The sequence below is a fragment of the Nocardiopsis sp. TNDT3 genome (assembly GCF_003427465.1).
Taxonomy (GTDB): Bacteria; Actinomycetota; Actinomycetes; order Streptosporangiales; family Streptosporangiaceae; genus Nocardiopsis; species Nocardiopsis dassonvillei.
The window spans coordinates 1-3,185 of the sequence record NZ_QPFC01000825.1 but is presented as its reverse complement, the minus strand read 5'-3'; the positions used below and the strand labels follow the sequence as shown (position 1 = coordinate 3,185).

The window sequence follows — 3,185 nt, the reverse complement described above, 5'->3', positions numbered from 1 at the left end:
CGCGGAGAACGGCTCCCCGTCGCGGGTGCGTCCCCGGCCGGGTGTGACGGCGAGCGTCCACCCGCGGACCCCCTGTCCGCTCCCGGCCTCCCCGTGCCCGGCGACGCCCAGGTCCACGGCGAGGGAGCGGGGGAGGGCGTGGCCGGTGCGGACGGCGCCCGCCAGCCGTCCGGTCACCCGGCACAGGGAGGGCCAGGTGGGCTCCTGGGTGAGGCGAGCGGGTGTGTAGCGGAACCGGTAACCCGCCATGACGGGCAGGTATCCGCGTTCCATGACCGGTTCCAGGACGCGGAAGGCCGCGTCCCGGCCCGCCGTCTGCACGGGGTGCTGGAGCATCCAACCGCGTGTTTGGATGTCGGTGTCGCGCACCACCTGCCGCGCCACGTCCTTGCGTTCGGGGCCGTAGGTGGAGAGCAGTTCCGGTCCTGCCTCGCCCCGTGTCACCGCGGCCAGCTTCCAGGCCAGGTTCTGCGCGTCCTGCATCCCGGTGTTGAGGCCCTGGCCCCCGGCCGGGCTGTGCACGTGCGCCGCGTCCCCGGCGAGGAAGACGCGGCCCCGCTGGAAGTCGTCGGCGTGCCGCCGGTGCACGCGGAACACGGACTCCCACACCGGGTCGACCAGCCGGACCCCTCCCGGGCCCTGCTCGTCCGTGATCCGCTGGAGCAGGTCCACCCCCGCCTTCTCCCCGGGCGGAAGGCTGGCGAAGAACCGGAAGACGCCGTCGGGCAGGGCGACGATCACCAGGGCGCCCCGGGGCGACTGGTAGTAGAGCGCCTCGTCGACGGGCAGCTCCCCCTCGATGTGGCAGTCCACGAGGGCGAACGCCGACTCGTAGGTGCTGCCGACGAAGCCGGTGCCGATCTGGGCGCGCACCGCGCTGCCCGCGCCGTCCGCGCCGATGAGGAAGGGCGCGTGGTAGCGCTCGACGGTCCCGTCGGAGTGTTCGAGGATCGCGGTCACCCCCTCGGTCGCGGTGATGTCGCCGGAGAAGTCCAGCCCGTCGAGGGCGAGCAGCCGCACCCCCCGTTCGATGCGCCCGCCGAGCGCGTGCAGCCGCTCGGTGAGCACGCGCTCGGTCTCGTTCTGGGGCAGGCACACCGGAGCCAGGTGCTCGGGGAACGTGAACGTGGCCAGCGGGTCGCCGGAGGAGTAGTAGCGGAACCTGCGGATGTCGATACCCGCCCGCCGGGTGGATTCCAGGGCGCCCAGGTCGTCCAGCAGGTCGAGGGTGCGCGGCCAGAGCAGCAGGGCCTTGGGGAAGGGGGAGGCGGACTCGGCGCGGTCGATGAGCCGTACACGTACTCCTCGTCTCAGGAGCTCGCACGCGGCGGTCAGGCCCACGGGCCCGGCACCGACCACGAGGACGTCGGAGGGGGTGCTGTGTGCGCGGGTGGAAGCGGTGTCGTCGCTGGTCAACTGCATTTCGGGGAGCTCCGATCGAACAGGTTGCGGCGGGTGTCCCGGGTCCGCCCACCGCGCGCGTGGCCAGTTCTATAAGATTGACGATGGACATAAGACACCTTATGCTCATCCACGAATGGATGGCTATAAGGAAGCGAATTAAGGGGTAGGGGAATGGCGATAGAAGCCACGGATCTGCAGGGCGCGCGGAGTGCTCCCGCCCCGTTGACCAGGGGACAGGCGGTGGCCACACTCGTCGCCGTCGCCCTGTCCAGCGTGATGCTGCCGCTCGCCGTCACTGCTCCGGCCGTGGCGCTCACCCAGCTCGCGGCCGACCTGAACGCCAGCGTCGGCGAGGCCCAGTGGGTCCAGAACGCCTACAACGTCACCTTCGCGGCGTTCATGCTCGCCGCCGGCGGACTCGCCGACCGCTTCGGCAGGCGCCGGGTCCTCGTCATCGGCCTCGTCGTCTTCACCGCGATGGCCACGGTGATCGGCCTCTCCTCCAACATCCTCGTCATCGACGTCGCCCGCGCGGTCCAGGGCATCGGCGCCGCGGGCATCATGACCAGCGGATCGGCGATCCTCGCCGACTCCTTCCGGGGAGCGGCCCGGGCCCGGGCCTTCGGCCTCCTGGGGACCTCCTTCGGCTTCGGACTGGCCATGGGGCCCTTCGTCGCCGGGCTGATGGTCAACTTCCTGGACTGGCGCATGGTGTTCCTGATGAACCTCGCGTTCGCCGCCGTCGTCCTGCTCCTGGTCCGCTCGATCCGTGAGTCGAGCGACCCCGGTTCCACCTCGGTGGACTGGGGCGGCGTCATGACCTTCAGCACCAGCCTGTTCCTGCTCTCCCTCGCCTTCGTCCAGGGCGCCGAGGCGGGTTGGCTCAGCCTGAGCGCGATCGGGTCGGCGGTCGGGTTCCTCGTCTTCCTCGCCGCCTTCGTCGTGGTGGAGTCACGGGTCCGGCGCCCGATGTTCGACCTCTCGCTGTTCAAGCGGCCCACGTTCGTCGTGGTCGTCTGCCAGCCCTTCACCATCACCTTCGGCTTCGTGGTCCTGCTCGTCTACCTGCCGCCCTTCTTCCAGGGCGTCGGCGGGTTCGGCGCCGCCGAGGCCGGGGCCCTGCTCCTGCCCCTGACCCTGCCGGTGCTCGCCCTGCCGATGCTGGCCGGGCAGCTCGCCGCCAGGCTCCCCCTGCGGGTCATGCTCGCCACCAGCTCCCTGCTCATCGCGGGCGGCTCCCTGTGGTTGATGACCCTCCAGCCGGGCCAGCACTGGACGGCGCTCGCCGCTCCCCTGGCCCTGTTCGGCACGGGGGTGGGAAGCGCCTTCGGCGTCATGGACAACGCGGCGCTCAGCTCCGTGGAGGTCGAGCGGGCCGGGATGGCCTCGGGCATCTTCAACACCATGCGCATCACCGGGGAGAGCGTGGCGATCGCCGGAGCCGGGTCCGTGCTGGCGACCCTGTCCCTGAACACGCTCGACCTCCCCTTCGCCGACCCCGAGCAGGAGCGGACCCTGGCGGGTGAGGCCACCCAGGGCCGACTGGAAACGGCGCTGGGCCAGTTCGCCGAGGCGGACCGCTCGACCGCGCTGGACGCCGTCTCGGCCAGCCTCACCTCCGCGATGCACACCACGTTCCTGGGGCTGGCGCTCCTCGCCCTGGCCGGCGCGGTGGTCACGTTCCTCGTCGTCAGGGAACGCGAGCTCCGCTAGGCGGGGTCCTCGCGGGCCCTCCGCCCCGGCTCCCCTCCACCGTCCACCACCGACAGCCCCTCCCGGAC

2 protein-coding genes are annotated in these 3,185 nt (G+C 71.6%); one reads left to right on the top strand and one right to left on the bottom strand.

Annotation, left to right across the window (positions count from 1 at the left end; all coding sequences use genetic code 11):
• Positions 1 to 1,422 (bottom strand): FAD-dependent monooxygenase (locus tag DQW06_RS20040; RefSeq protein WP_117199101.1); only part of this gene is annotated, 1,422 nt, incomplete at its 3' end.
• Positions 1,423 to 1,644: 222 nt separating this feature from the next.
• On the opposite strand from DQW06_RS20040, the gene DQW06_RS20035 reads away from it, so the two are divergent.
• Positions 1,645 to 3,117: an MFS transporter gene (locus DQW06_RS20035; protein ID WP_117199100.1), complete on the top strand. Its 1,473-nt coding sequence runs from the start codon at positions 1,645 to 1,647 to the stop codon at positions 3,115 to 3,117.
• The last annotated feature ends 68 nt before the right edge of the window (positions 3,118 to 3,185 follow it).